A 21,504-nucleotide genomic window follows, 5' to 3' on the forward strand; every position below is an offset into this window, starting at 1 on the left:
TAGCCGTGCGCTCAGCGCTCGACAGCAAGGGAAACCCCCATCCCGCCGCCGATGCACAAGGCCGCGAGGCCGCGCTTGGCGTCGCGGCGCTGCATCTCGTGCAGCAGCGTCACCAGCACGCGGCAGCCCGAGGCACCGATCGGGTGCCCGATGGCGATGGCGCCGCCGTTGACGTTGACGCGCGACGGGTCGAGCTCCAGCGCTTTATTCACCGCGCAGGCCTGGGCCGCGAAGGCTTCATTGAGTTCGAACAGGTCCACGTCGGCCGCCTTCCAGCCCGCGCGTGCCAGCGCCTTCTTCGACGCCGGCACCGGACCCATGCCCATGGTGGCCGGGTCCAGGCCGCTGGTGCCGAAGGCGGCGATGCGCGCCAGCGGCGTCAGGCCCAGCGAGGCCGCCTTCTTCGCGCTCATCACCACCACGGCGGCGGCGCCGTCGTTGATGCCGCTGGCGTTGCCCGCCGTCACCGTGCCCGCCTTGTCGAACGCGGGGCGCAGGCCGGCCAGCGCGTCGGCGCTGGTCTTCTTGTTGATGAACTCGTCGGCGTCGAAGACCAGGGGGTCGCCCTTCTTCTGCGGGATGCTCACGCCCACGATCTCGTCCTTGAACCGGCCGGCCTCCTGCGCGGCCGAGGCCTTCTGCTGGCTGCCCAGGGCCAGCGCGTCCTGCATCTCGCGCGTGATGCCGTGCGCCTTGGCCACGTTCTCGGCGGTGATGCCCATGTGGTACTGGTTGTAGACGTCCCACAGGCCGTCCACGATCATGGTGTCGGTCATCTTCCAGTCGCCCATGCGCTGGCCGTCGCGGCTGCCGTTGAGCACGTGCGGCGAAGCGCTCATGTTCTCCTGGCCGCCGGCGATGACGATCTCGCTGTCGCCGGTCTGGATGGCCTGGGCCGCGAGCATCACGGCCTTCAGGCCCGAGCCGCACACCGCGTTGATGGTGAGCGCGGGTGTTTCCTTGGCGATGCCGGCTTTCATCATGGCCTGGCGCGCGGGGTTCTGGCCCACGCCGGCGGCCAGCACCTGGCCCATGATCACTTCGCCGATGGCGTCGTGGGGCAGGCCGCTGCGCTCCAGCAGCGCCTTGATGACGGTGGCGCCGAGTTCGGTCGCGGGCGTCTTGGCCAGCGTGCCGCCAAACTTGCCGACCGCGGTGCGGGCGGCGGCGACGATGACGATGTCTTCCATGAGCGTTCTCCTGTAGGGATAAAAAGCAAATGCGATCCGGGAGGGGCGTCCTTCAGCCCGAGGCACCGAGGAACCGGCTTTGCCGGGCCCCTGGTGTCGCCCCCGGGTGGGGGGCGACGCGAAGCGGCGCGGGGGAGAGTCATCTCACGCCTTGGCCTTCACGTAGCGGCCCGGCGCGGGTTCGATGGCGCCGTAGGCCTTGCCCCGGCCGTAGGCCTTGGGCGCGGGAATCTGCTTGCCCCCCAGGGGCTTGAGCCAGGCGGCCCAGTCGGTCCACCAGCTGCCCGGGTGCTCGGTGGCCTGGGCGATCCAGTCCTTCACGTTCTCCGGGAAGGCGCTGGAGCCGCTGGTCCAGTGGCTGCGCTTGCCCTTGCTCGCGGGATTGATGACGCCCGCGATGTGGCCCGAGGCGCCCATGACGAAACGCTTCTTGCCCGGGAACAGCTGCGTGCTGCCATAAGCGCCGCCGATGGGCACGATGTGGTCCTCGCGCGAGCCGTAGATATAGACCGGCAGCTTGACCTGGCGAAAGTCGATCTTCTGCCCGCAGACCAACACCTCGCCGGGCTTGATCAGGTCGTTCTGCAGGTACATGTGGCGCAGGTACCAGGCGTAGTAGGGGCCGGGCAGGTTGGTGCTGTCGGAGTTCCAGTACAGCAGGTCGAAAGGCGGCGGCGTTTCGCCCTTGAGGTAGTTGCCCACCACGTAGTTCCAGACCAGGTCGTTGGGCCGCAGGAAGCTGAAAGTGGTGGCCAGGTCGCGCCCGGGCATGAGGCCGCCGTTGGCGAACTGCATCTCGCGAAAGCGCACGAAGTTCTCGTCGATGAAGACGTCGAGGATGCCGGTGTCGCGGAAGTCGAGCAGCGTGGTGAGGAAGGTGGCGCTGTGCACCGGCTGCTGGCCCCTCCCGGCCAGCACGGCGAGCGCCGTGCCCAGCATGGTGCCGCCCACGCAGAAGCCCAGGGCGTTGATGTCCTTGGCGCCGCTGATGTCGCGCACCACCTCGATGGCACGGATGACCGCGTCCTCGATGTACTGGTCCCAGGTGGCCTGGGCCAGCGACTCGTCGGGGTTGCGCCAGCTCACGACGAAGGTGCGGTGACCCTGCTCCACCGCGTAGCGGATCAGCGAGTTGTCGGGTTGCAGGTCGAGGATGTAGAACTTGTTGATGCAAGGCGGCACCAGCAGGAAGGGCCGCTCGTACACCTTGGCCGTGAGCGGCTTGTATTCGATGAGCTGGAACAGCTCGTTTTCGAACACCACCGCGCCTTCGGTGGTGGCCACGTTCTTGCCGACCTCGAACACGCTTTCGTCGGTCATGGAGACGTGGCCCTGCTTGATGTCGTGCAGCAGGTTGGCCACGCCCTTGGCGATGCTCTCGCCCTGGGTCTCGATGGCCTTCTTCTGCGCCTCGGCGTTGAAGGCCAGGAAGTTGCTCGGCGCGCTGGCGTCGATCCACTGCTGCACGGCGAAGCGCACGCGCGCCTTGGTCTTGGCGTCGCCCTGCACGGCCTCGGCCATGGCCATGAGGGTGCGGGCGTTGAGCAGGTAGGTGGCCGCCGTGAAGGCCGCCAGGGGATTGCCGCCCCAGGCCTCGGACGCGAAGCGGCGGTCACCCTCCGGCCTGGCCGCCAGGCCCTGATTCCACAAGGCCGCGGCGTCTTTCAGGTAGGTCTGCTGGATTTCCAGCAAGGTGGCCGGATCGAGCGACGCCTGGGCGCCACCGGCCTGCTGGAACAGCTCGGTGAAGGCTGGCATGCCCATCGGCGCGGCGCCCTGCGCGGGCGGCATGAAGGCCCGGAAGGCGGCCATGGGGTCGGGCGCGGGCCCGGCCGTGGCGGACGCGGCGCCGGGAAAGGCCTGGGCCATCTGCGCCCACTGCCGCACCAGGCCCTGCTGGAACTCCTGGGCCGCCTGCGCCCAGTCGGCCGTGTCGTTCTTCTTGCCCGATGCCATGCCAGTCTCCTCAGCTTTCACGCTAGGCCTACAGTGTCGGCCCTTGTCTTCAGGAATGTCCCAGTATCCCTGCGCCGCCCCTATGGGGCATTGACGCCAATCAACGAGAAAGCAAGCCGTGTACCTGGTCGTGATCGCTTGGATGTACGTCGTGCTGATGATGTCGGTGGCCGAGGCCACGAACACGACCGGCTCGGTGCTCGGGGCCATTGTGACCTTTTTTCTCTACGGGGTACTCCCCATGGTCGTGGTGGTGTACCTGCTGCGCACGCCGCAGCGGCGCCGCGCGATCAAGGCGCGCGAAGCAGCCGAGGACGCGGCGCGCGCGTCCGAGCGGGCGGCGCCCTCAGCCCAGCCAGACGCAGGCGGCGAAGCGACCGGTGCCGCCGAGGCGGGCGGCGTCGCGCCGGTGCGAAAAGAACCTTGAGCGTTCGCTGACGGTGCACCAGCCGGCGCTGCCGTCGTTGCCATGCAAGGAGCGCAGCCCGGCCGCCGACAGGCGCTGGCGCGCGAGCGCGGGCAGGTCCGCCCACCACTTGCCGCGCGTGGGGTGGGCGTGAAAGTGCGCGGCGGCCGCGCGGTCGGCGCTGACGAAGGCTTCCCACACCTCTTCGCCCACCTCGAAGGCCGTGGGGCCGATGGCCGGACCCAGCCAGGCCATCACCTCGCCCGGGCCGGCCACCTCGCGCAGCCGCTGAAGCGTGGCCTCCAACACCCCGGCGTGCAGGCCGCGCCAGCCGGCGTGCGCGGCGGCCACGGCACGGCCGCTGGCGTGGGCGAACAGCACCGGCAGGCAGTCGGCCACCATGATGGTGGCGGCCAGGCCGGGCGTGTGCACCACGGCCGCGTCGGCTTCGGCGCCGTCGGGCGTGCCGGCGTCCAGCACCGCCACGCCCGTGCCGTGCACCTGGCGCAGGAACACCGGGCGCGCCGGCGCGCAGAACACGGCCAGGCGCTGGCGGTTGGCGGCCACGGCGGCGGGATCGTCGCGCACGTGGTCGCCCAGGTTGAAGCTGTCGAAGGGCGGCGCCGAGACGCCGCCCGCGCGCGTGGTGCACAAGGCGCGCACGCCCGCGGGCGCGGGCCAGTCCGGCGTGAAAACCGAAGCGGGGGTGTCCGGCGCCATCAGGCCGCGATGCCGCAACAGGCCAGGGCCATCAGGCCTCGGCGTCCGGGCAGGCCGAGGGCTGCGCCTTCTGGAAGGCGTCCAGCGCCATGCAGGCCTCGAACGCGGCCATGGTGCGAGGCAGGCCACTGAAGTCGGCCTTGAAGCGCTGGCCATTGAAGATCTGCGGCACCAGGCAGCAGTCGGCCATGGTGGGCGTGTCGCCGTGGCAGAAACGGCCCGAGGGACCGGCGGCGAGCTGTTTCTCGAAGGCCTCGAGGCCGACGCGCACCCAGTGGCGGTACCAGTCGTTCTTGGGCTCCTCACCCACCTTGAGCTCGTTGACGAGGTACTTGAGCACGCGCAGGTTGTTGATGGGGTGGATCTCGCAGGCCACGATCTGCGAGAGCGCGCGCACACGTGCGCGGCCCAGGGCGTCGGCGGGCAGCAGCTTGGCGCCGGCCTGGGTCTCGTCCAGGTACTCCATGATGGCCATGGACTGCGTCAGGCGCGTGCCATCGCCGAGTTCCAGGGTGGGCACCAGGCCTTCGGGCAGTTGCTCGGACCAGGCCGCCTGCCGGTGCTCGCCGCGCGCGATGTGGATCGGCACGTACTCGTAGGGCAGGCCCTTGAGGTTGAGCGCGATGCGCACGCGGAACGAGGCCGAGGAGCGGAAGTAGTTGTAGAGCTTCATGGCCCCCGAGGATAACCCCCGGGGGCTTGCGCACCGGGACGCTCAGGCGCCGGCCAGCGCCGGGTAGTCGGTGTAGCCCTTCTCGCCGCCGCCGTAGAAGGTGGTCCGGTCGGCGGGGTTGAACGGACCGCCCTGGCGCAGGCGCTCCACCAGGTCGGGGTTGGCGATGAAGGGCTTGCCGAACGCCACCAGGTCGGCGCCATCCTTCAGCGATTGCTCGGCCAGCGCGAGGTCGTAGCCGTTGTTGACCATCCAGGCGCCCTGTCCGCCCGCGCTGCGCCAGGCCTGGCGCAGCGCGGCGTAGTCGAAGGGCCGGTCGTCGATCTGCCGGGGGCCACCGGTGGCGCCCTCGATGACGTGCACGTAGGCCAGGCCCAGCGGGCCGAGCTCGCGCGCCACGTACTCGAAGAGCGGCTGCGGGTCGGCGTCGACGATGTCGTTGGCCGGCGTCACGGGCGACAGGCGGATGCCGGTGCGGCCCGCGCCGATGGCGCCGACGACCGCCTGCGTGACTTCCAGCAGCAGGCGCGCGCGGTTCTCGATGGCGCCGCCGTAGGCATCGTCGCGCTGGTTGGCGCCGGTCTTGAGAAACTGGTCGAGCAGGTAGCCGTTGGCGGCGTGGATCTCTACGCCGTCGAAGCCGGCCTCGATGGCGGCGAGCGCGGCGCGGCGGTAGTCGTCCACGATGCCGGGCAGTTCGTCGGTGCGCAGCGCGCGCGGCGCCGAGGTGTCCACGAAGGTCGGCACGCCGTCGACGATGAGCACGGTCTTGGTCTTGGCCGTGACGGCCGAGGGCGCCACCGGCGCGCCCTTGCCCGGCTGCAGTTCGGTGTGCGAGACGCGGCCCACATGCCAGAGCTGGGTGACGATCTTGCCGCCGGCCTGGTGAACGGCCTCGGTCACGCGCTTCCAGCCGGCGATCTGCTCGGGCGCGTACAGGCCCGGCACGTCGGCGTAGCCCTGCCCCTGGTGGCTGATGGCGGTGGCCTCGGTGATGAGCAGGCCGGCGCTGGCGCGCTGGCGGTAGTAGGTCGCCATCAGCGGCGTGGGCACGGCGCCGGGCGCGCGGTTGCGCGTGAGCGGCGCCATCACGATGCGGTTCTTGAGTGCGATGTCGCCCGCGCGGGTGGGCTCGAACAGGGTGGTCATGGGCGGTTTCTCCGGATGAAGGGGCGCGGCCCGCAGGCCGCCGACACCCGCATTCTCGGGCCGCGCCGCAAAGGGCCTACGCCCCGTACGGCCAAGCGATTGGCGCTACCCGACGCCGCCCGCGCCGGCGCGCCAACCGCCTCAGCCCACCACCAGCTTCATCAGCGGCATCACGCGCTCGCTTTCGCTGCGCCGCTCCAGCGCCAGGCGCATGTTCATCTGCGCCACCTGGGTGTGTTCCACCGCCAGGGCCTGGGCGCGGGCGCCCTCGCCGCGCTTGAGGGCGTCGAACAGCATGTGGTGCTGGCGGTGCGCGTAGAGCATCCAGTCGCGGTCCATGGCCACGGTGCCCTGCATGGGCAGCATGGCCGAGGCCGGTGCGAAGGGCAGCTTGTCGTTCAACACCACCGCGCGCTGCAGGGCGCGATTGCCGCAGGCCTGCAGGATGAGTTCGTGGAAGCGGTCGTTCATGCGCGCGTAGGCCGCATAGCTTTCCAGCGTGAGCGGGTCATCGGCCAGCAGGCGGTCGCCTTCGTCCAGCACGGCCTGCAGGTCGTTCTGCAAGGCACGCGGTATCCCGTGTTCGGCCACCAGCCGCGCGGCCATGCCCTCCAGGTGGCCACGCACGGCGATGGCGTCGACCACCTCCTGCGCGGTGAACTGGCGCACCAGGTACTTGCCGGTCTCGTTCGCCTCGACCAGGCCTTCCTGCTCCAGCATCACCAGCGCGGCGCGCACCGGCGTGCGCGAGGCGCCCAGGCGCTCGGCCAGCTGTTGTTCGGCCAGGCGCTGGCCGGGCTCGAACTGGCCCGACAGGATCCAGTCGCGCAACTGCATCAAAACGGTTTCTTGCAAGCTCATGGTTGAAACTGTACACTGCATTTTCAAAACGGGATACCGTTTTAGACAGAACCCCCACCCAAACCTTCCCAGAGCCCCATGAAAGCTGAACTGAATCAACGCCTTACCCAAGTCGGCCCCGGCACCCCCGGTGGCAACCTGCTGCGCCGCTACTGGCAGCCCGTGGCCCTGGTCGACGAGTTCAATCCGGCGATCGATCCGGCCATGGCGGTTCGCCCGGTCAAGCCGGTGCGGGTGCTGGGCCAGAACTTCGTGCTGTTCAAGAACAGCGAGGGGCGCTTCGGCCTGCTCGACCGCGATTGTCCGCACCGCGGCGCCGACCTGGCCTACGGCCGCAACGAAGGCGACGGCCTGCGCTGCCCCTTCCACGGCTGGAAGTTCGACGTCGAGGGCCGCTGCCTGGAGACGCCCGCCGAGCCCGCCGGCAGCACGCTGTGCAAGCGCGTGACGCAGAAGAGCTATCCGCTGATCGAGCGCAGCGGCGTGCTGTTCGGCTGGTTCGGCCCCGAGGGCGTGGAGCCCCCGCCCCTGCCCGCCCTGGACTGCTTCAGCGCGCCCGACACCCACGTCTTCGCCTTCAAGGGCCTGTGGAACTGCAACTGGCTGCAATCGCTGGAGGTGGGCATCGACCCCGCGCACGCCTCGTACCTGCACCGCTTCTTCAACGACGGCTCGCTCGACGACGCCTATGGCAAGCAGTTCCGCGGCGCCAGCGCCGGCGAAGTGGACGGCGAGCGCTGGCCCATGACGCGCGTGATGCGCGAGTTCGGCCAACCCGAGATCCTGCACGAGCCCAAGCCCTGGGGCCAGCAGCTCACCGCGCTGCGCCGCCTGAACGACGAGCTCACCCACGTGCGCGTCACCAACTGCGTGTTCCCCCAGACCTTCGTGATCCCGCTGTCCGAGACGATGACGATCACGCAGATGCACGTGCCGGTGGACGACACCCACAACTACTGGTACGCCTTCTTCACCAGCTTCGACAAGGCCGTGGACAAGGACGCCATGCGCAAGCCGCGCCTGGACGCCGTGACCCTGCCCTTCTTCCAGCCCAAGATGGGCCGCCACAACGACTGGGGCTTCAACGCGAAGGAGCAGGTGGAGCGCACCTACCTGGGCATGGGCGAGGAAGACATCAACGTGCACGACCAATGGGCCTGCGAGAGCATGGGCGCCATCCAGGACCGCACGCGCGAGCACCTGGGCACCAGCGACAAGGTCATCATGGCCCACCGCCGCATGCTGCAGCAGGCCATCGACACGGTGGAGCAAGGCGGCACCGCCCCCGGCATCGCCGACGCGGCCAAGCATGGCGACATCCATGGCCCCGACACCATCGACGGCTTCGCCCCCACGGGCGACTGGGACGCCTGGTGGCGCAAGGCGGTGGACGACCGCCGCGAGCGTTCGCCCTGGAGCGCGAAGGACGCGGCCACGGCGGGCGCCAAATGAGCTTCGCCGAACGCTGCGGACTCCACACCCCCGAGCGCGAAGCCGCCTGCCAGCGGCTGGAACGGCTGATCGCCGAGCGCGGCATTCAGCGCGTGCGCGTGGGTTGGTGCGACGCGCACGGCCTGCTGCGCGGCAAGACGCTGATGCCGCACGCCGCCGTGCGCGCGCTGCGCCAGGGCGTGGGCATGGTGGGTACGCTGATGCTCAAGGACACCGCCGACCGCACGGCCTGGAAGGTGTTCGAGCCCGGCGGCACGGCCGACCTGCCCGGCTTCGCCGGCGCCTCCAACCTGCTGCTGCTGCCCGACCCCGAGAGCTTCATCGAGCTGCCCTGGTCGCCCGGCACCGCCTGGCTGCGCGCCCAGCCCTGGCATGAGGACGGCCGGCCCGTGGCCTTCGACAGCCGGCGCGTGCTGCAGGCCGCGCTGGAGCGGCTGGCGCAGCGCGGCCTGGGCTTCACCACCGGACTGGAGGTGGAGTTCCACATCTACCGCCTCACCGACGCCACGCCCCAGCTCGACCCCGAACGGGCCGCCTGGCCGGGCCTGCCGCCGGCGGTGCAGATGGTGCACCCGGGCTACCAGCTGCATGGCGAGGCCATGACCGACATGGCCGAGGACGCGCTGCGCATCGTCGAGCGCACCGCGCTGGGCCTGGGGCTGCCGCTGCAGTCGCTGGAGATCGAACTCGGCCCGAGTCAGGTGGAGGCCGTGTTCGACGCCACCGACGCGCTCACCGCCGCCGACCAGATGGTGCTGCTGCGCAACGGCGTGCGCCAGGCGCTGCGCCGCGAGGGCTACCACGCCACCTTCATGTGCCGCCCGCCCTTCCCCGGCATCATGTCCAGCGGCTGGCACCTGCACCAGTCGGTGGTGGCGCTGGACGGTGGACGCAACGCCTTCATGCGCGACGCGCCCGCGCCCGGCACCGACCCGCGCGACGCCACCCACACGCTCAGCGAACTGGGCGCCGGCTGGCTGGCCGGTCTGCTGGCGCACGCGCCCGCGCTCACGCCGCTGTGTACCCCCACCGTCAACGGCTTCGGCCGCTTCCGCCCGAACGCGCTGGCGCCGCAGGCCATCCTGTGGGGCCGCGACAACCGCGGCGCCATGCTGCGCGTGGTGGGCGGCGCGGGCGACGGGGCGACGCGCATCGAGAACCGCCTGGGCGAGCCGGCGGCCAACCCCTACGTCTGCATGGCCGGCCAGATCCACGCCGGCCTGGACGGCGTCGACCAGCGACTGGCCGCGCCCCAGGGCACCGAGGCACCCTACGCCGAAGGCAGCCAGCGCATCCCCAACAACCTGGGCGACGCCCTGGCCGCGCTGCGCGCGGACGCCGCCATGGTCAAGGGCCTGGGCGAGACCGTGGTGAACCACTTCTGCCGCATCAAGCAGAGCGAACTGGAGCGCCACGCCGCCGCCGAGGACAAGACCGACTTCGAACGCCGCGAGTACTTCTCGCGCTACTGAACCCCACGCACCATGATCAAGATCCGAATCATCAACGCCGACCAGAGCGAGACCGAGCTCAGCGGCGCGCCCGGCAGCAGCCTCATGAAGGTGGCCGTGGACGCTGGCGTCAGCGGCATCGCGGCCGACTGCGGCGGCACCCTCACCTGCGCCACCTGCCACGTCTACGTCGACCCCGCCTGGGCCGACAAGCTGCCGGCGCCAGCCACCGACGAGAGCGACATGCTCGACTTCGCCGCCGCGCCGGTGCGGCCCGAAAGCCGCCTGTCCTGCCAGATCGTGCTGACGCCCGAACTGGACGGCCTGGTGGTCACGCTGCCGGCCAACCAGTATTGAAGTGGCACACTCGGGGGTCTTGAGCGCCTTCGGCCGACCGAAGGCGCTCGCACCGCAGCGCATTGCGCGGAGGTTTATTCAGTGCCCGCCTACGTCATCCCCCCACCCCCCACCGTCTCCGTGCCCGTGGTCGGGCGCGCCGAGCGCTTCCCGGTCCACCGCATCTACTGCGTGGGCCGCAACTACGAGGAACACGCCAAGGAGATGGGCTTCACCGGCCGCGAGCCGCCCTTCTTCTTCCTCAAGCCGGCCGATGCCATCGTGGTGGCCGACGCCGGCCAGACGGCCAGCATCCCCTACCCGTCCCTGACCCAGAACCTGCACCACGAGATCGAGCTCGTGGCCGCCATCGGCACCGGCGGCAGGAACATCAAGGCCGCCGACGCGCTGAAGCACGTCTTCGGCTACGCCGTGGGCCTGGACATGACCCGGCGCGACCTGCAGGGCGAGATGAAGAAGCAGGGCCGCCCCTGGTGCATCGGCAAGGCCTACGACCAGTCGGCCCCCATCGGCCCCATCACCCCGGCCGCCCAGGCCGGCGACATCGCCAACGCCGCCATCTGGCTGCAGGTCAACGGCGCCGACCGCCAGCGCAGCAACGTCAGCAAGCTGATCTGGAACCTGGCCGAAACCATCGAACACCTCTCCGCCGCCTGGGAACTGCAACCCGGCGACCTCATCTACACCGGCACCCCCGAGGGCGTGAACGCCGTCGTCAGCGGCGACACCCTGCACGGCGCGGTGGATGGCCTGGTGCCCATCACGGTCAAGATCGCCTGAAAACCGCCGATCTTGGGGTTTGACCTCTGATACAGGGGCACACCCACGGTTTAAGCTTGAACCAGTTCACCAACCCCGGAGACCCTTCCATGATCCAGCGCAGAACCCTGCTCCAGTCCGGCGCGGCCATCGCCCTCGGCGCCCCGGCCCTCACCGGCTTCGCCCAGCAAAGCGTCACGCTCAAGTTCCACACCTTCATGGCGCCCCAGTCCAACGTGTGGCTCAACATGCACAAGGCCTGGATGGACAAGGTCGAGAAGGACTCCGGCGGACGCATCAAGTTCGAGGCCTACCCTGCCATGACGCTGGGCGGCTCGCCGGTGCAGCTGTACGACCAGGCGCGCGACGGCGTGGTCGACGTCGTCTGGACCCTGCCGGGCAACACCCCGGGCCGCTTCCCCCGCATCGAGGTCTTCGAGCTGCCGTTCATGATGAACAACGCCGAGGCCACCTCCAAGGCCTACTGGGAGTACGTGCAGACGGTGGCGCAGGACGAGTTCAAGGAAACCCAGCCCATCGCCCTGCAGGTGCACGGCCCCGGCATGTTCCACATGCGCAACAAGCTGGTGAAGACCGCCGACGACCTGCGCGGCTCCAAGGTGCGCGGCCCCACCCGCCAGATCACCAAGATGCTGGGCCTGCTGGGCGCCACGCCCGTGGGCATGCCGCTGCCGCAGATTCCCGATTCCCTCTCCAAGGGCGTGATCGACGGCTGCGTGATCCCCTGGGAGGTGGTGCCTTCGGTGAAGGTGCACGAACTCACCAAATTCCACAGCGAGTTCGCCCCGGCTGGCGGCGCGCTGTACACCACCACCTTCGTGATGGCCATGAACAAGGCCAAGTACAACAGCCTGGCGCCCGATCTCAAGGCCGTGATCGACAAGAACTCGGGCATCGAGACCTCGGGCTGGCTCGGCAAGACCCAGCAGGCCGGCGACGCCGCCGGCCGCAAGGCGGCGGCCGACCTGGGCAACACCATCTACCAGATTCCCGCCGCCGACGCGCAGGAGTTCAAGCGCAAGGCCCGCCTGGTGGAAGTGGAGTGGATGCAGGACATGGACAAGCGCGGCTTCGACGGCAAGAAGCTGTTCGAGACCGCCAAGGCCCTGATCGAGAAGCACGGCAAAAAGGCGTAAGCCGCCCGCTTGCCTGACCAGCCGGGGACATCCCCGGCTTTTTTTTGCGTTCCGCCCACTACACTGCCCCGATGCTGCGTCCGCCCGCCAAGTTCTGCCGCCACTGCGGCACCGCTGTGCAGATGCGCCTGCCCGACGACGGCGACACGCGCGAGCGCGCGGTCTGCCCGGCCTGCGGCACGGTGCACTACGACAACCCGCTCAACGTGGTGGGCACCGTGCCCGCCTGGGGCGCCGAAGGGGACCGGGTGCTGCTGTGCAAGCGCAACATCGAGCCGCGCTGGGGTAAGTGGACCCTGCCCGCCGGCTTCATGGAGCTCGGCGAGACCACCGCCGAGGGCGCGCTGCGCGAAACCGACGAAGAGGCCGGCGCGCAGATCGAGCTGGGCGAGCTCTTCACCCTCATGAACGTGCCGCGCGTGGGACAGGTGCACCTGTTCTACCGCGCGCGGCTGCTCAGCGAGCGCTTCAACCCCGGGCACGAGACCATCGAGGCCCGGCTGTTCCGCGAAGACGAGATCCCCTGGGACGAAATCGCCTTTCGCACCGTGCGCGAAACGCTGCAGTGCTACTTCGCCGACCGCCGGCAGGGCCGCTTCGGCTTCCACACCATCGACATCGTGTGAGGCATGGCCAGCAACACGCCGCTCGTGTTGCGCCTGGGGACGGCCCAGACCCTGGCCTGGGCCTCCAGCTACTACCTGCCGGCCATCCTGGCCCGGCCCATGGCCGAGGGCGCGGGCGTGTCCGAGGGCATGGTGTGGACGGCGTTCTCGGCGGCGCTGCTGCTGTCGGCCGGCATCGGCCCGTTCGCCGGCCGCGCCATCGACCGCTTCGGCGGGCGGCCGGTGCTGGTCGCCAGCAACCTGGTCTTCGCCGCCGGCCTGGGCCTGCTGTCGTGGGCGGATGGGCCGGCGCTGCTGTTCGCCGGCTGGCTGCTCATTGGCGTGGCGATGGGCGGGGGCCTGTACGAAGCGGCCTTCTCGGCGCTGGTGCGCCTGCAAGGTGAGGCCGCGCGCGACGCCATCACCGGCATCACCCTGCTCGCGGGCCTGGCCAGCACGCTGGGCTGGCCCCTGTCGGGCTGGATGGAGGCGCAGTGGGGCTGGCGCGGAGCCTGCCTGGGCTGGGCGGCGCTGCATCTGCTGCTGGGCCTGCCGCTCAACGCCCGCCTGCCGCGCGCGGTGGCCTTGCCTCCCCCCCGGCCCCACGGCGACGGCCAGGAGACGGGGGCGCCGCCGCGCGCGCCCCGCCACGTGGCCTGGGTGCTGGCCTACGTGTTCGCCGCCACCTGGTTTGTGAGCACCGCGCTGGCCTCGCACCTGCCGGCCATGCTCATGGCCAGCGGCCTCAGCCTGGCCGGCGCACTGGCGGTGGGCGCGCTGGTGGGGCCGGCGCAGGTGGCCGGCCGCCTGCTCGAATTCGGCGGGCTGCGGCGCTTTCACCCGCTCGTCTCGGCGCGTGTGGCCGCCGCCATGCACCCCGCGGGCGTGCTGGTGTGGATGGCGGCCGGCGCGGTGGCCGCGCCGGTGTTCGCCGTGCTGCACGGCCTGGGCAACGGCATCCTCACCATCGCCAAGGGCACGCTGCCGCTGGTCTATTTCGGCCCGGTGGGCTATGGCCGCCGGCAGGGCTGGATCGTCGCGCCCTCGCGGGTGGCCCAGGCCTTCGCGCCGCTGCTGTTCGGCGCGCTGGTGGAGCGCTGGGGCGCGCAGGCGCTGTGGGTGTCGGGGGCGCTGGTGGCGAGCGCGCTGCTGTGCCTGCTGTGGCTGCGCTCCGCGCCGGTCGACCACACGGCCTAAGGGTTCGCCCTGTCATTCCAAGGCGGGGGCGTCGACCGACCAGCACCGTTTGGCAGCCAGTCGTAGGCCCCAATGCCCAGGCCGCCATGTCACCGGAACATGAGCTCATGACTTCGTCACCCATGCAGCATCGTGGGGATCAAAGGAGTCAGCATGGACGAACCGGATCTGTCGACCTGGTTGCAGGATTGGCGATACGCCGCGCGCAGCGAACCAGCGCTCGGCATACACAGCCTGGATCCGATCGTCGTGTCGATCGACGACGACAACTGGGTCACCTTGTCGGCCACGGCGTCGCCCGACATGCTGCGCCTGGACATGCTGCTCGACGCGGACCTGCCCGACGAGGCCATTCCCTGGCTGGTCCGCCAGATCCTGCACTGGACCTTCGACCACCCCTACGCCGAAACCGCCCTGCAGTTCGCCCTCGCGCCCGACGCGACGCTCCTGGCCTACACCCACCTGCGCGTATCGCCCGAAGACGAAGCGCCAACGGTGATGGAGAGCATCCACACCGCCCTCGACCAAGCGGCGGACGCCTGGGGCCAGATCCTGGTCGACGCGCTGCTCAAGGCCCATCTGGAAGAGCGCGTCCCGGCCGGCGAACCCTCCGCACTCGCCGCCTGAGGGCGCCACCCCATCACCCAACGCCCGAGCGAACGCATCGACATGAAGCCTTGGACGACGCGACAGCCCTACGAACGGCACCACCATTCATGGTCGACGTCAGACCCGAGCACCCCGCGCCAGCGATCGGGAAGTGCCTCGTCCGACGAATCGTCGGAGGAACCCACCGTTCCCCTGCTCGGACAACGGGCGGCGAAGCACATCGCCCAGGCGCATGTCGATCGGTCCCGCCGTCCCCCCCGGGGGAGTGGCAGCTTCGGTGCGATTCAGCCGTCGGGCGATGCCATGCCCGTGCACACCCCACTGGCGCTGCCTGCGCTGCCAGACGCCCCCGGCATGGCCCCCCCCCAGTCTCTGGTGCCTTGGGCACCCCAGCCACGGCTCCCTGGGGCGATGGCGGCGGAGATCACGCAGAACCAGCGCCACCGCGTGGCATTGACGGTGCACAACAAGAGCGTGGTCTATGGGCTGTGGGCGCTCACGGCGATCGGCCAGGTGATCCTGGCCAGCGTGAGCGCGGGCGCGGGCGTGGGCGGTCAGGCCTCTCCGGCGCCCGCCTTCCTCAGGAGTTTTTTCTCCTTCTACGACGGCTTCATCGTCAACAGCGACCACCGCTACGCCGACCGCGACTACAAAAAGGTGCGGGGCCTGCTCGAACAGGCCCTGGAGGATTGGCGAACCATGGCCCGGCAGGTGAACGGGCAGCCGCTGGACGAAGCCTCCGAGCAACTGCTGGCCGCGACCCGCTACGCCGTGACGCTGCTTGCCGAAGTGTTGAGCGGGATCGAGAAGGCCTTCCTCACCATCCCCCAGGCCACGCTGCTGAAAGCCCATCGCGATCTGTCGCTGGCCGCCGAAGACAAATGGCTGGAGCGCCAGCGACTGCCCGATACGGTTCTCAACGCTCCCCAAAGGGCGGCGCTGGACCAGGAGATGCACGCCCTCCTGGATCAGCTCCAGGCCTTGCCACACCTGCGCACCCCACCCGTCACGCGCCGCGACCTCAAGGCCCTGCAGCTGGAGGTCCGCCGAGGGGGCCGTCGGATTCGCCGTCTGGAAAAGACGGCACCCCTCGATCCCCATTTGGCGACCCTGCGCGCTGAGCAGGCCGATCGGCAGAACCGACTCGACCGGCTGCGCCCCTTCTTCACCCGAGGCCGGGGCATCGCCCTGTTGGGGAACCCCCGCGATTTGGGGCCGCGGCAATTGGTGGAGATGCGCGATTGGGAGATCAACAAAATCACCGTGCCCGCCTCGGTGGCCTCCACGCTCGCCAACCTGATCGTGTCGAACCTGCACCTGGGCGCCCTCTCGTCACAAGGAATGGGCATTGCCGGCGCCCTGCTCGGCCTGGCGCTGACCCCGATCAGCTTCCGGTTCGCCGAACTCGACATGGAGGTCGCCAAGCGCGAGCGCCGGAGCACCGCCGACGGCATCCGCGGGGTATTCAGGCAACTGGCCGACGCGGTCGGCCTCAAGAATGACCTGGTCGGTGAATCCTCCCAGGCCACCATCGGGAGGTACCTGGTTGACAACCAGATCACCACCTTGCGCGGCGAGTTCAAGGCGCACAAACAAACCCAGTGGTACACGGGCATTCGCGCGCTCAGGGCGCAGTTCGTGTTCCTGCTGACCACGCCGGTGGCGGCCATCGCCCTGGGCGGCACGGCCCTTGCCCTGATCATCGTGGCCAACGTGGCCACGGCCGGCCTCGTGAGCGTGGTGGCCCTGGGCATCACTGCCGCGGTGCTGGCGCCCTTCTATGCCAGCATCTGGCACCGGCTGCGCAAAGCCAAGCAGGCCAAGGACGCAGACAAGCAACAGCTGCGCATCGAGCAGCACCTGCAAAAGGTGCTGGGCACGGACTACACCCAGTGGATCTACACACTGTCCGACACCGAATTCGATCGGCGCATGCAAGTGGCCAAGCAGAGCGCGCCCAAGGGCTTGCGCCAGGGGCTGGAACGCCAGGCCTTGCTCAAGCACAACAAGTTCGTCGCCATCGAGTGGCTCTCGCGCGATCTGCTGGGCGCCGCGCGACAGGCCGCCCTCAAGGGCGAGGCCGTGCGCGAGAGCTTCGCGGCGCAAATGCTGCGCAAGATGGGCCTGTCCGATGACGATGTCGACTACCTGCGGACCTGCCTCCCGCTCTGCGCGAATGAGCAGCACTACCTCGGCGTGTGCCGCAGCACCATCGCCGCCAAGGTGTACAAGACCCGGCACTTTCGGTCCGATCGCCTCCCGTTCCACAAACCGGCGGCCTCCGTGGAGAACACCCACCAGGCGCTGCTGGCCCTGCTGAACGATCCCGCCCATGCCGGCCTGCGGCAAGACCTGATCGCCGCGACCTCGCGCGATGCGCTGCATCCCTGGGGGGCCGCCACCACCCAGAAACGCCTGAACCGCGAGGAGCGCCTGGCCCGGTTCAGGGCCGCGCTGCTGGAAAGGAACATCGATCTGGACGACCTCGAGCGGTTCAGAACCGAGCGCACCGCCTTTCACATGGACGTGTCCGAACAAGTGACGACGACGGCGGCAACGGCGACGACGACCACCACCACGACAACAACGACGACCACAAGGGTCATGGGCCACCAGCTCCAGTGGCTGCTGGAGGTGCTGATCGACCCCAGCGAGCACGTCCCGTCCCCGCGCCATCTGCAGCCCCTGGCCCAGGCACCCAAGGTCCAGGCGCCGTTGATGGGCCACGACGTGCTGGTCGGCGCCATTCAGGAAGTCGGCCACACCAAACTGAAACCCTGGTTGGTCAAAGAACTGGAGGGCCCCAGCTTCCGCACGCCCAACCCCATGGGCACGGCGGGGCAGTTTCTGAAGCGGATCGATCAGCGCCCTGAGCTGATCGACGAGGTACTGAACGCCCTGAAGGTGTGGAAGCTGGATAAATTGAGCAAACTGCCCGGCAAGCCCACCGTGCCCCCGGGATTCAACAGCCTGGACAACTGGTTGCTCGCGGCTTTGCAGGAACGCATCGACCACTCCCAGACGCTCAGCGATGGGATGGAGGCCAGCCTGGCCGCCGGGCACAAGCAGCGGGGAAAGCGGCTTTTCCGCCACCTGTCCGACGGCCGCCTGGCGGCCATGGCCTGCGCGCGGCGCCAGGAGGCCCTGATGAACGGAACGGCCACGCTCCTGCATCCCGACACCGGCTTGCAGCGCTTGATTTCCGTGGAGTAGAGAGGCCATGGGCCTCGCCCGTGGCGCTCTTCGGCTGGCGCCACCGGGCGGGCCTCTGCAAACAAAAAGGCCTTGCGATCACTCGCAAGGCCTTTTCTCTGGAACGGGGTTCCTGGTGGGCGGTGCAGGGTTCGAACCTGCGACCCCTGCCGTGTGAAGGCAGTGCTCTACCACTGAGCTAACCGCCCGATCAGCGCCGCTTGGCAACGCTGTCGGAAGCCTCGCATTATAGCCAGATTTTCGGGCCGCTCTTTCAGGCCGCTTCCAGCCGCCGCCACAGGGTTTTGCCCTTGCTGGATTTGTCGAGTTCGGCCAGCACGGTGTCGTGGGCCAGTGCTTCCTGCTCGTTGGCGCGCAGCACGGGCAGGTCCAGGCGGCTCAGGTCCACCACCTCCACCACCCCGCCCTCGCCCGGCGCGTCGGCCACCTCGATGAGCAGCGCGTCCTGGCCGCGCGTCATGTTGATGTAGACGTCGGCCAGCAGTTCGGCGTCCAGCAGGGCGCCGTGCAGCGTGCGGCCCGAGTTGTCCACGCCCAGGCGGTCGCACAGCGCGTCCAGGCCGTTGCGCTTGCCCGGGAACATCTCCTTGGCCATCACCAGGGTGTCGAGCACACCGCTCACCACCTCGGTCACGCGCGGCAGGCCCAGGCGCCTGAACTCCATGTTCAGGAAGCCAATGTCGAAGGGCGCGTTGTGGATGATGATCTCGGCGCCGCGCAGGTACTCGATCAGCTCCTCGGCGATGGCCGCGAACTTGGGCTTGGTGCGCAGGAATTCGTTCTGGATGCCGTGCACCTTGAGCGCGTCCTCGTGGCTGTCGCGCTCGGGGTTGACGTAGTGGTGCAGGTTGTTGCCGGTGAACTTGCGGTTGAGCAGTTCCACGCAGCCGATCTCGATGATGCGGTCGCCGTTCTCGGCCGACAGGCCGGTGGTCTCGGTGTCGAGAATGATCTGGCGCATCAGTGGTTCTCTTTGGCGTGGTTGATCGTGTACTTGGGGATCTCGATCGTCACGTCCTGCTGGGCCAGGATGGCCTGGCACGACAGGCGCGACTGTGGCTCCAGGCCCCAGGCGCGGTCGAGCAGGTCTTCCTCGTCCTCCTGGGCCTCGTTCAGGCTGTTGTAGCCCTCTCGCACGATGACGTGGCAGGTGGTGCAGGCGCAGCTCATGTCGCAGGCGTGCTCGATGTTCACGCCGTTCTCGAGCAGGGCCTCGCAGATGGAGGTACCGGCCGGCGCGCTGATGGTCTTGCCCTCGGGCGCGTACTCGGTGTGCGGGAGGATCTTGATCGTGGGCATGGGGTTTTTCGACTCAGACTTCTTCGATCTTCTTGCCGGACAGGGCCTGCTGGATGCCGCGGTTCATGCGCTCGGCGGCGAAGGACTCGGTGCCCTTGGCCAGCGCCTCGATCGCGGCCTCGATGGCGGCGGCGTCCTCGCCCTCGGCGGTGGTTCGCAGGGCGGCCATGAGGGCGTCGATCGCATCGCGCTCGTCGGCCCGCAGCAGATCGCCATCGGCCGCGAGCGCGGAATGGGTGGCCAGCAGCAGGCGGTCGGCGTCGACGCGGGCCTCGACCAGGGCGCGGGCCTGCATGTCCTGCTGGGCGGTGGCGAAACTGTCCTGCAGCATGCGGGCAATCTGCTCGTCGCTCAACCCGTAGGACGGCTTGACGTCGATGCTGGCCTCGACACCCGAGGTCAGCTCTTTCGCGGCCACGGCGAGCAGGCCGTCGGCATCGACGGTGAAGGTGACGCGGATGCGCGCCGCGCCCGCCGCCATGGGCGGGATGCCGCGCAGCGTGAAACGCGCGAGGCTGCGGCAGTCGGCCACCAGATCGCGCTCACCCTGCACCACGTGCAGCGCCAGCGCGGTCTGGCCGTCCTGGTAGGTGGTGAAGTCCTGCCCGCGCGCGATGGGGATGCTGCTGTTGCGCGGCACGATGCGCTCGACCAGCCCACCCATGGTCTCGATGCCCAGCGACAGCGGGATCACGTCGAGCAGGAGCAGGTCGCCATCCTTGCTGTTGCCGGCCAGGGCGTTGGCCTGGATCGCCGCGCCCAGCGCGACGACCTCGTCCGGGTTGAGGTTCACCAGGGGTTCGGTGCCGAAGAAGCTGCCCACCGTGCGGCGGATGACCGGCATGCGCGTGGAGCCGCCCACCATCACCACGCCCTTCACCTCGTCCTTGGACGTGCGCGCGTCGCGCAGGGCCTTGCGCACGGCGGCCATGGTGCGGGCCGTGAGCGGCTCGGTGCAAGCCTCGAAATCGGCGGCGGTCACGCTTTGCTCCACCACGCGGCCCGCCAGCGTGGCGCGGAACGGCACCTGAGCGTCGGCCGACAGGGCCTCCTTCACGCGCCGCGCCTCCTTGTGCAGCGCCGCGCGCGCGGAGGCGTCCAGCGATTCGATCGCCATGCCTTGGCGCTGCAGCACCCAGGCCGCGAGCGCCTGGTCGTAGTCGTCGCCCCCGAGCGCGGAGTCGCCGCCCGTGGCCAGCACCTCGAACACGCCGCGCGTGAGGCGCAGGATGGAAATGTCGAAGGTGCCCCCGCCCAGGTCGTAGACCGCGTAAACGCCCTCGGCGCCGTTGTCCAGGCCGTAGGCGATGGCCGCGGCCGTGGGCTCGTTGATGAGGCGCAGCACCTCGATGCCGGCCAGCTTCGCGGCGTCCTTGGTGGCCTGGCGCTGCGCGTCGTCGAAGTACGCGGGCACGGTGATGACGGCGCCGAACAGGTCGTCGGCGAAGCTGTCCTCGGCGCGGTAGCGCAATGTGGCCAGGAGCTCGGCGCTCACCTCCATGGGGGTCTTGCGGCCGGCCACGGTGTCGATCTGGGCCATGCCGTCCTGGTCGACCACCGCATAGGCCAGCCGGTCCACGTCGACCACCTGGTCGCGCCGGCGGCCCATGAGGCGCTTGACCGAGCTGATGGTGTTGGCCGGGTCGTCCACCTGCGCGGCCAGCGCGTCGTGCCCGATCTGGCGACCCGAACCGCCGGCCGAGGCCGGGAGGTAACGCACCACGCTGGGCAGGATCACGCGGCCTTGCTCGTCGGGCAGGCATTCCGCCACGCCATGCCGCACCGCGGCTACCAGGGAATGCGTGGTGCCGAGGTCGATGCCGACCGCCACCCGGCGCTGGTGCGGGTCAAGGGACTGGCCGGGTTCGGAAATCTGCAGGAGCGCCATCGGGGTTGTCTGTCGTGTCGGTATCGCGGGAACGGGAGCCGCTTATTGTCCCCGCTGATCGAGCCGATCCTCCACGTCGCTGGCAAAGCGCTCAATGAACATGAGGGCTCTGACTTGACGCGCGGCCTCCGGCGCGTCACCCCGCTCGTCCAGCGCGGCGCGCAAGGCCTCGACGCGCGCGCGCCTCGCCTCGGCCACCTCGTCGGCCAGGGCCTCCAGCGCCTCCACGCCCTCGGTCTCGTCGAGCGACTCGCGCCACTGCATCTGCTGCATGAGGAAGTCGGCCGGCATGGCGGTGTTGTTCTCGGCCTCGATCGGGGCGCCGCGCCGCTCGCACAGGTAGGCCGCGCGGCGCAGCGGGTCCTTCAGGCGCTGGTAGGCCTCGTTGATGCGCACCGACCACTGCATGGCCTGGCGCTGCGTGGCCGGATCGGCGTGCGCGTTGCGGTCGGGATGGGCCTGGCGCTGCAGGTCCTTCCAGCGCGCGTCGAGCGCGGCGCGGTCGATGGCGAAGGACTCGGGCAGGCCGAAGAGCTCGAAGTCGCTGGATTGCAGGTTCATG

At 69.6% G+C, this 21,504-nt stretch carries 20 protein-coding genes and 1 tRNA gene; 10 read left to right on the top strand and 11 right to left on the bottom strand.

All coding sequences use genetic code 11. The features are described 5' to 3' along the window. Positions 1-11 precede the first annotated feature (11 nt). Together JNX00_RS14880 and phaC are read right to left on the bottom strand one after the other, a co-directional pair. Positions 12-1,190, bottom strand: a complete 1,179-nt coding sequence (locus JNX00_RS14880) for an acetyl-CoA C-acetyltransferase (RefSeq protein WP_204742749.1) — start codon at positions 1,188-1,190, stop codon at positions 12-14. A gap of 144 nt (positions 1,191-1,334) precedes the next feature. After that, positions 1,335-3,146: a class I poly(R)-hydroxyalkanoic acid synthase gene (gene phaC, locus JNX00_RS14885; protein WP_204742750.1), complete on the bottom strand. Its 1,812-nt coding sequence runs from the start codon at positions 3,144-3,146 to the stop codon at positions 1,335-1,337. Positions 3,147-3,264: 118 nt separating this feature from the next. On the opposite strand from phaC, the gene JNX00_RS14890 reads away from it, so the two are divergent. Then, positions 3,265-3,573: a hypothetical protein gene (locus tag JNX00_RS14890; RefSeq protein WP_204742751.1), complete on the top strand. Its 309-nt coding sequence runs from the start codon at positions 3,265-3,267 to the stop codon at positions 3,571-3,573. On the opposite strand, the gene pgeF is transcribed toward JNX00_RS14890, so the two are convergent. From pgeF to JNX00_RS14910, 4 genes are all read right to left on the bottom strand, one after another. Further along, the gene (pgeF, locus tag JNX00_RS14895) at positions 3,493-4,272 is read right to left on the bottom strand and encodes a peptidoglycan editing factor PgeF (RefSeq protein ID WP_204742752.1); all 780 of its coding nucleotides are present in this window, start codon (positions 4,270-4,272) and stop codon (positions 3,493-3,495) included. The genes JNX00_RS14890 and pgeF overlap by 81 nt on opposite strands. Positions 4,273-4,303: 31 nt before the next feature. Further along, a complete protein-coding gene (gene maiA, locus JNX00_RS14900; RefSeq protein ID WP_204742753.1) occupies positions 4,304-4,945 on the bottom strand; it encodes a maleylacetoacetate isomerase in 642 nt (213 codons plus the stop codon). A 42-nt stretch (positions 4,946-4,987) separates the two neighbouring features. Then, entirely contained in the window at positions 4,988-6,094 is a 1,107-nt protein-coding gene (locus tag JNX00_RS14905; RefSeq protein ID WP_204742754.1) for an alkene reductase, read from the bottom strand. A 141-nt stretch (positions 6,095-6,235) separates the two neighbouring features. After that, a complete protein-coding gene (locus JNX00_RS14910; protein ID WP_204742755.1) occupies positions 6,236-6,955 on the bottom strand; it encodes a GntR family transcriptional regulator in 720 nt (239 codons plus the stop codon). 78 nt (positions 6,956-7,033) lie between these two features. Here JNX00_RS14910 and JNX00_RS14915 point away from each other — a divergent pair, with 78 nt between their 5' ends. The 9 genes from JNX00_RS14915 (at position 7,034) to JNX00_RS14955 (ending at position 17,755) form a co-directional block, all read left to right on the top strand. After that, entirely contained in the window at positions 7,034-8,407 is a 1,374-nt protein-coding gene (locus JNX00_RS14915) for a Rieske 2Fe-2S domain-containing protein (protein WP_204742756.1), read from the top strand. Then, on the top strand, positions 8,404-9,879 hold the full coding sequence (locus JNX00_RS14920) for a glutamine synthetase family protein (protein ID WP_070397679.1): 1,476 nt from the start codon (positions 8,404-8,406) through the stop codon (positions 9,877-9,879). The genes JNX00_RS14915 and JNX00_RS14920 overlap by 4 nt, the downstream gene beginning before the upstream one ends. A 12-nt stretch (positions 9,880-9,891) precedes the next feature. Then, positions 9,892-10,215: a 2Fe-2S iron-sulfur cluster-binding protein gene (locus tag JNX00_RS14925; protein WP_070397678.1), complete on the top strand. Its 324-nt coding sequence runs from the start codon at positions 9,892-9,894 to the stop codon at positions 10,213-10,215. Between the two features lie 81 nt (positions 10,216-10,296). Next, complete coding sequence (locus JNX00_RS14930; protein ID WP_204742757.1) at positions 10,297-10,995, top strand: fumarylacetoacetate hydrolase family protein; 699 nt, start codon at positions 10,297-10,299, stop codon at positions 10,993-10,995. An 89-nt stretch (positions 10,996-11,084) separates the two neighbouring features. Next, a complete protein-coding gene (locus JNX00_RS14935) occupies positions 11,085-12,131 on the top strand; it encodes a TRAP transporter substrate-binding protein (RefSeq protein WP_070397676.1) in 1,047 nt (348 codons plus the stop codon). Positions 12,132-12,202: 71 nt separating this feature from the next. Further along, complete coding sequence (locus JNX00_RS14940) at positions 12,203-12,757, top strand: NUDIX hydrolase (RefSeq protein ID WP_070397675.1); 555 nt, start codon at positions 12,203-12,205, stop codon at positions 12,755-12,757. 3 nt (positions 12,758-12,760) lie between these two features. Further along, complete coding sequence (locus JNX00_RS14945; RefSeq protein WP_204742758.1) at positions 12,761-13,933, top strand: MFS transporter; 1,173 nt, start codon at positions 12,761-12,763, stop codon at positions 13,931-13,933. 153 nt (positions 13,934-14,086) lie between these two features. Beyond that, positions 14,087-14,560: a hypothetical protein gene (locus JNX00_RS14950; protein ID WP_204742759.1), complete on the top strand. Its 474-nt coding sequence runs from the start codon at positions 14,087-14,089 to the stop codon at positions 14,558-14,560. A gap of 393 nt (positions 14,561-14,953) precedes the next feature. Continuing rightward, entirely contained in the window at positions 14,954-17,755 is a 2,802-nt protein-coding gene (locus tag JNX00_RS14955; protein ID WP_204742760.1) for a hypothetical protein, read from the top strand. 113 nt (positions 17,756-17,868) lie between these two features. Here JNX00_RS14955 and JNX00_RS14960 read toward each other — a convergent pair. The 5 genes from JNX00_RS14960 to hscB all read right to left on the bottom strand — a co-directional run bounded on the left by JNX00_RS14960 (position 17,869) and on the right by hscB (position 21,503). Continuing rightward, positions 17,869-17,943 (bottom strand) — tRNA-Val (locus JNX00_RS14960). 65 nt (positions 17,944-18,008) lie between these two features. Beyond that, complete coding sequence (gene dnaQ, locus JNX00_RS14965) at positions 18,009-18,716, bottom strand: DNA polymerase III subunit epsilon (RefSeq protein WP_175442788.1); 708 nt, start codon at positions 18,714-18,716, stop codon at positions 18,009-18,011. After that, complete coding sequence (fdx, locus tag JNX00_RS14970; protein ID WP_070397671.1) at positions 18,716-19,054, bottom strand: ISC system 2Fe-2S type ferredoxin; 339 nt, start codon at positions 19,052-19,054, stop codon at positions 18,716-18,718. The genes dnaQ and fdx overlap by 1 nt, the downstream gene beginning before the upstream one ends. Before the next feature lie 13 nt (positions 19,055-19,067). After that, on the bottom strand, positions 19,068-20,942 hold the full coding sequence (gene hscA / locus JNX00_RS14975; RefSeq protein ID WP_204742761.1) for a Fe-S protein assembly chaperone HscA: 1,875 nt from the start codon (positions 20,940-20,942) through the stop codon (positions 19,068-19,070). 42 nt (positions 20,943-20,984) lie between these two features. Then, positions 20,985-21,503: a Fe-S protein assembly co-chaperone HscB gene (hscB, locus tag JNX00_RS14980; protein ID WP_070397669.1), complete on the bottom strand. Its 519-nt coding sequence runs from the start codon at positions 21,501-21,503 to the stop codon at positions 20,985-20,987. Between the last annotated feature and the right edge of the window lies 1 nt (position 21,504).

It is taken from the genome of Hydrogenophaga sp. YM1, assembly GCF_016903055.1.
In the GTDB taxonomy this organism is placed as follows: Bacteria; Pseudomonadota; Gammaproteobacteria; order Burkholderiales; family Burkholderiaceae_C; genus Hydrogenophaga; species Hydrogenophaga borbori.

What these genes read in the sequence shown, in the direction of transcription:
- JNX00_RS14880 (WP_204742749.1), bottom strand. Translation starts at nt 1,190, where the DNA reads ATGGAAGACATCGTCATCGTCGCCGCCGCCCGCACCGCGGTCGGCAAG.
- phaC (WP_204742750.1), bottom strand. Translation starts at nt 3,146, where the DNA reads ATGGCATCGGGCAAGAAGAACGACACGGCCGACTGGGCGCAGGCGGCC.
- pgeF (WP_204742752.1), bottom strand. Translation starts at nt 4,272, where the DNA reads ATGGCGCCGGACACCCCCGCTTCGGTTTTCACGCCGGACTGGCCCGCG.
- maiA (WP_204742753.1), bottom strand. Translation starts at nt 4,945, where the DNA reads ATGAAGCTCTACAACTACTTCCGCTCCTCGGCCTCGTTCCGCGTGCGC.
- JNX00_RS14905 (WP_204742754.1), bottom strand. Translation starts at nt 6,094, where the DNA reads ATGACCACCCTGTTCGAGCCCACCCGCGCGGGCGACATCGCACTCAAG.
- JNX00_RS14910 (WP_204742755.1), bottom strand. Translation starts at nt 6,955, where the DNA reads ATGAGCTTGCAAGAAACCGTTTTGATGCAGTTGCGCGACTGGATCCTG.
- JNX00_RS14915 (WP_204742756.1), top strand. Translation starts at nt 7,034, where the DNA reads ATGAAAGCTGAACTGAATCAACGCCTTACCCAAGTCGGCCCCGGCACC.
- JNX00_RS14920 (WP_070397679.1), top strand. Translation starts at nt 8,404, where the DNA reads ATGAGCTTCGCCGAACGCTGCGGACTCCACACCCCCGAGCGCGAAGCC.
- JNX00_RS14925 (WP_070397678.1), top strand. Translation starts at nt 9,892, where the DNA reads ATGATCAAGATCCGAATCATCAACGCCGACCAGAGCGAGACCGAGCTC.
- JNX00_RS14935 (WP_070397676.1), top strand. Translation starts at nt 11,085, where the DNA reads ATGATCCAGCGCAGAACCCTGCTCCAGTCCGGCGCGGCCATCGCCCTC.
- JNX00_RS14940 (WP_070397675.1), top strand. Translation starts at nt 12,203, where the DNA reads ATGCTGCGTCCGCCCGCCAAGTTCTGCCGCCACTGCGGCACCGCTGTG.
- JNX00_RS14945 (WP_204742758.1), top strand. Translation starts at nt 12,761, where the DNA reads ATGGCCAGCAACACGCCGCTCGTGTTGCGCCTGGGGACGGCCCAGACC.
- JNX00_RS14950 (WP_204742759.1), top strand. Translation starts at nt 14,087, where the DNA reads ATGGACGAACCGGATCTGTCGACCTGGTTGCAGGATTGGCGATACGCC.
- JNX00_RS14955 (WP_204742760.1), top strand. Translation starts at nt 14,954, where the DNA reads ATGGCGGCGGAGATCACGCAGAACCAGCGCCACCGCGTGGCATTGACG.
- dnaQ (WP_175442788.1), bottom strand. Translation starts at nt 18,716, where the DNA reads ATGCGCCAGATCATTCTCGACACCGAGACCACCGGCCTGTCGGCCGAG.
- fdx (WP_070397671.1), bottom strand. Translation starts at nt 19,054, where the DNA reads ATGCCCACGATCAAGATCCTCCCGCACACCGAGTACGCGCCCGAGGGC.
- hscA (WP_204742761.1), bottom strand. Translation starts at nt 20,942, where the DNA reads ATGGCGCTCCTGCAGATTTCCGAACCCGGCCAGTCCCTTGACCCGCAC.
- hscB (WP_070397669.1), bottom strand. Translation starts at nt 21,503, where the DNA reads ATGAACCTGCAATCCAGCGACTTCGAGCTCTTCGGCCTGCCCGAGTCC.